The sequence below is a fragment of the Streptomyces sp. ERV7 genome, assembly GCF_001653515.1.
Lineage (GTDB): Bacteria > Actinomycetota > Actinomycetes > Streptomycetales > Streptomycetaceae > Streptomyces.
In genome coordinates this window covers 1-4,979 of record NZ_LYOY01000111.1, presented here as the reverse complement: position 1 = coordinate 4,979, position 4,979 = coordinate 1, and the positions used below count along the sequence as shown (strand labels likewise).

At 67.8% G+C, this 4,979-nt stretch carries 3 protein-coding genes and 1 pseudogene; 3 read left to right on the top strand and 1 reads right to left on the bottom strand.

The window, feature by feature from the left end; translation table 11 throughout:
* The 3 genes and pseudogenes from A8W25_RS31525 to A8W25_RS31515 form a co-directional block, all read left to right on the top strand.
* Positions 1-752 (top strand): annotated as a pseudogene (locus A8W25_RS31525) (mobilization protein); the annotation flags it as partial.
* 96 nt (positions 753-848) lie between these two features.
* Positions 849-1,268 (top strand): hypothetical protein, encoded by a 420-nt coding sequence (locus tag A8W25_RS35355; protein WP_067167950.1) that lies wholly within the window; start codon positions 849-851, stop codon positions 1,266-1,268.
* A 232-nt stretch (positions 1,269-1,500) separates the two neighbouring features.
* Positions 1,501-3,423, top strand: a complete 1,923-nt coding sequence (locus A8W25_RS31515; RefSeq protein WP_234386780.1) for a hypothetical protein — start codon at positions 1,501-1,503, stop codon at positions 3,421-3,423.
* Positions 3,424-3,495: 72 nt separating this feature from the next.
* Here A8W25_RS31515 and A8W25_RS33140 read toward each other — a convergent pair whose 3' ends face one another.
* Positions 3,496-4,623, bottom strand: coding sequence for an SMI1/KNR4 family protein (locus A8W25_RS33140; protein WP_234386775.1), 1,128 nt, complete (start codon positions 4,621-4,623; stop codon positions 3,496-3,498).
* Positions 4,624-4,979 lie beyond the last annotated feature (356 nt).

Below are 4,979 nucleotides of genomic sequence, written 5' to 3'. Positions count from 1 at the left end.
GGGTGGCGGCCGGGTACATCGCGGCAGCCGGGGAGATCCTGGACGCGCTCGCGCAGACCTCCGCCTCGCACACCCGCCGCGAACTACGAGACGCAGCCGCTACGTTCGAGCGGGCTACCCGCTCCCACGTACGAGCCGTACGCGGGCAGGACCGGGCGCTGCGCAAGGCCGCCCGCGACCTCGTCTACAGCGGCCCGGTGTCGGGGCGCGGGGAGGACGGGGCAACCACGGCGATGGTGATCGACATGGTGTTCTTCCTAGTCACCGTCGCCGCACACTGGCATGCGCGCAAGGAGCACGCCCAGCAGGCCGCTGCCGCCCGCCTGGCCGCCGAACATCTGCGCCTGGCCTACCGGGCCGCCGCCGCGCAGCCGATGGCCGTCCTCGCCGTACGGGGCCGATCCCTTGCCCTGCCGGTGCTGCGCCGCCAGACGGCCCGGCTGCGCGAGGCCCTGCCGGAGTTGGCCGAGCAGGTGCTGGCCGAGCCGGGGTGGGCGGCGCTGGCGGCGACTCTGGCCGATACCGAGGCCGCCGGCCACGATGCCACCGTGCTGCTCGCCGACGTCGCAGCCCGCCGGGAGCTGGCGAGCGCCGAGCAGATCAGCGACGTGCTGGTGTGGCGGCTGCGCCACTCGGCCAACCTGCCCGCCGGCGCCCAGGCGATGCCCCTGTCCGACGGCACCCGGCAGCGCCCGGCCCGGCCCGCGAACGGCTCCGCAGGACAGGGTCCGCAGCGTCGCGGACGGAGGTGATCCCCCAGTTTTCTAGAGTTGCCGCAGGTGGCGTGGTGGGGCACGCTCTGTCGTCCGCCGCCGCGCGCGGACACCCAACCGGGAGGGGAAGCCCACATGTTCGGTCGTCGCCGCAAAGCCCGCAAGCTCGCCGCCCTGTTCGCCGACTGCCCACCACTGCCCCAGTACCCCACGGGCTACTGGCCCGAGACCACCACGGCCACCCCGACCGCCTCAGCCTCGCCGAGGGTGGACGACTTCCTGCCGCCCGACCTGCGCGTCAACACCGGGATGAACCGGTTCATGGAGTGGGGACGGCCCCTGGTCCTCGACGGCGAGGTGCGTACCTGCCCGCAGTGCGAGGCATACCGGGACTGGGTCGTCCTGTGCACCCAGGGCCAGATCTGGCTGCACTGCCGCTACGGCCACCAGAGCCTGGAACCCCGCCTGAACGTGGCCTGGTACAACCGCCACAGCGGTCCCGTCGATTCCACCTTCGACACCCTGGACGAGGGCCTGCGACACCTCGGTCGCTGAGGCCACACCACCTGCCGCGACGGACAGGTCCTGGGAGTTGGGCCGCTACCCCGTGTGACCGCACGAGGGCCGCGTGGGGAAATGGCGAACTCCCGTCTGTGACTCGGGAGGTACGCGTGATGGACTCGATTCGAACACACGTACCCAATGGGGAGGATCATTGAGACGTATATGTACTTTATCGGCGCTGCGGCATGTCGCCGTCGGTGCAGTCCTGGCTGTTCTCGCAGGTGTGGGAACAGCATCGGCTTCCGGGTTGCCGCCGGATCCCAGCCCGTCGAAGGCTCCGGTGTCGTATTCGGTGGCCGGTCCGGAGAACGCGGCGGCATCAGGATCGCGGCCCGCGTCCGGCAGCAGCCCATCGGCCGGTACGGGGTACAAGTACGGAGGCTACTGGCGCGTCGTCACCCCGGATGTTGTGCTTCGGAACACGGTCACCGACCCGGACGGCGGCACAGTCAACCTCACGTTCGAGGTGTGGACGACGGATGCCAGCGGCAAGCCGAAAGACAAGGTCAAACTGACCGACAAAAACCCGTACGGCGTGGAAGTGTCGCCCTATGTCGCATCGGGGAAAACCGCGCAGGTCCCCGTGGAGCGCGGGCGGCTGAAGCCGGGTGTCACCTACACCTTCCACACCAACGCCTACGACGGCAGCCTGTACGAAACCGAGTGGTCGCCGTGGGCGAACTTCCGTATCGAGCCGTACCTGTCCTTCCCCGCGCCGCAGGCGTCCTCGACGATCGACCCGGTCGCGCAGAAGGTCATCGAGTTCACGCGCACCGACCCGGGCCCGGCACTGCCGACCCTGCGCAAGGACGGCACAACCTTCAAAGCCCCCACCCGCAAGCGCACGTGCGGTGCGCCTGACGCGCAGGGGCACAAACTGTGCATCGAACTGAACCCGCCGTCCAAAACGGCCCAGACCCCTCCGCGGGCGTCCGCTCCAGCAGGCCTGGACGTCGACCAGGTCGACTGGTGCTTCGCCAAACCGTCCGGCAAGAACTACATGAACCGGACCGAAGCCTGCCTGAAGAACATCGGCGGCGGAACACTGATCTTCACCGACACCGACCCGGACAAGCCGGCGCTGGGCACCGCCACCTTCAGCATCGAGCAACGCCTGAAGACCTATCCGAAGAAGGCCGACAGCGGCTCCGACCTCGCCGAGTTCGACCAGCAGGTCAAGCTGGTACCGACACACATCGACCCCGCGCTCAAGGGGGTGCGCATGAGGTGGAACGCCGGCACGGTATGCACAAACTGCGCGACGACGAACATCAGATGGGCGGACAGCACGGACACCCCCATAGGTGATGCGTACTGGAAGGTTGCGACGGACGGCATCTACGGCGACCGCTGGGGAACCATCCAGACCAGGTGGTCCGGGACCGGCAAGGAGACCATCGACCTGGGCTGGTCGATCACCGCCACGGTGGACGCCGGAGGCAACCCTGCAACAGCCGACTTCGGCAGCAGCGGCATCCACGCCGTTCGCGAGCTGGCCCCGCGCTGCGACGACATCCCCACGGGCATCAAGCCCGGCTGCGTGCTGCCGTACTTCAGCCCGACGTACACCGTCGACACCAACCTGTACCCGGCGGCTGGCGCGTACTACTGGCTGATGCAGCAGAAAATGCCTTACCACGACGGTTCGGTCAGGTGGGACTCTCTTCTCAGCTACCTCGGCCCGGACACCACAGTCAAGAACCCCAAAACAGGCCAGCCGTGGACCAAGAACGACAGCCGCGGAGTGGTATGCCCGGACAACTGGGCCAAGCATCCGGCCGACGCGTCACTGGGAACCCTGTCCTGCGACGAATACGCCATGGCCACCACCCATGAAAGCGGCGGCTTCCCAGCCCGTAACCAGGTGACATCAGGCGACCAGTGCGCCCAGCTGTTCGCCGACACAATGGGCGACGGCAGCAACTTCGGCCTCTGGGCCGACACGAGGACTGCCACGAACGGCCCCAGCGGCAAGGAACCCTGCGGCAGGGCGTCCATACCCGACCGTCAGAACTCGGGCGCGTTCCACGACTTTCCGGCGCCTACATGGCGCATGTTGGACGGCGACACGTTCTTCGTCTCCAACCCCGGATTCGAGCACTGCACGAGTGTCCACACCACCTGCGCCTGGCGCAAGGTCGGCTGACACGACCTGAACGCGTGTGTGGGGACCAGGGCTGCGGCCTGGTCCCCACACACGCGTCCGCGGCCGGACAGGTCAGCCGGTGTACTCCACCCACAGACGGTCCGGATCAGAATGGTTCGGCGGCCCCCACACCAGAGCCCCGCCCGCAAGACCCGGCCTGGCCCCAACGGCAAGGCCCGGTGTCTCCAGGAAGTCGGCGACCTCTTCCAAATAGGTGATCAGCGTTTCGCGTCTCTCGTCGTCTTGCGCCTCGTAGGAATTGCTCCACCTGTGAAGAGCTCCGGTCTCCGTATCGAGGTATATGCCATAAATGAGATCGGTCGGGCCGAAGGAGAAAACCGGTACCCACGAAGGTTTCCATATCGTGAACTCGTCTTCACCTCTCCCTTCTGCCCTCCGGATGGCGTTGAGGGTTTCCTCGTGCCGCTGGGAGTCCATTTTCATCTGGTAGACCGATACCACCCCATCCAGGTCCATCAGAGCGTAGTTGTCCAAGAGGAACCCTGCGCCCTGCCGGCCGCGAACACCAGCGTGCAGAGACCACAGCGCTTTCAGATCCGCCGGTACCCGCGCGTCGAGTGCTTCTTCCAGCGCGGCGATCTCCCCCTGCGAGGCGCCGGGCTTGAGGCAGGCGTATGACGCGGGGGCATGGGCGCGCAGCCATGTTTCGATGCGCTGCCACGCGTCGGTCACCTGCCGCACCGCCATCTCTTCCGGGTGCGGGCCTGGTTCCTGGGACTGGTCTTCGGGGACCGTGGAGGGGGGCTGGCTGGCGAGGAACTCCGCGAATGCCGCCGACTGCTGCGGGTCCATGTATCCCTGGCGTCCCTGGCGCGCCCGCTCTTCCAGCCAGGCAAGATCACCCGCAGAGCGCACCTCGGCCACGACGACCCGGTCCCGCGTAAACGTCATACGCAGCCCGTCCCCGTGCACGTACCGGGTATACGGGCCCTGCTGCTCCGGCCCCGGGATGCTTTCCCGCGATGCATCCGGAACGGGCAGCGGCGCTCCGTAGCCCCGCTGCGCCCAGTACTCCAGCTCGGCCAGCTCGGCCGCCGGAAGCACCACACCCGTCAACTCGCCGCCAACGGTAATACCCACGCGCTCGCCGGCCTCCTCGACCAAGGAGGCCAAGCGCTCAAAGTCCTCGACTGCAGCTGCCAGTTCAACACTCCTCATCGGCATGCCATCCGGCGCCACGTTCACTTCCTTTCCGCGGGCGGGCCATCTCGTGTCGTACGACACTAGCGCCGGCCCGTGCCGTACGGCACAGGCCCCGGTCGTGGCAGGTGGCCCCTGTCGGCCTGTCGTTAGAATTCCCGTCGTCGCCCGAAGAACGGCCCTGCCGCGTCCGGCGCGTGCTCTCGGAATACTGGGTGGGGCGTCCGCCTGGCCATCGACCCTGTCGAACGCCCCGATAGAAGCCGGCTGTCCTATCCGCATGTGCGGCCGCGGGACACGGTGCGCGTGGTGGCCATACGCAAGGACGCATCGGGGCCGTTGTCCAGGACCACCAGCTCCACTCGCCGCTCCACGCAGACCTGATGGGAGGACTC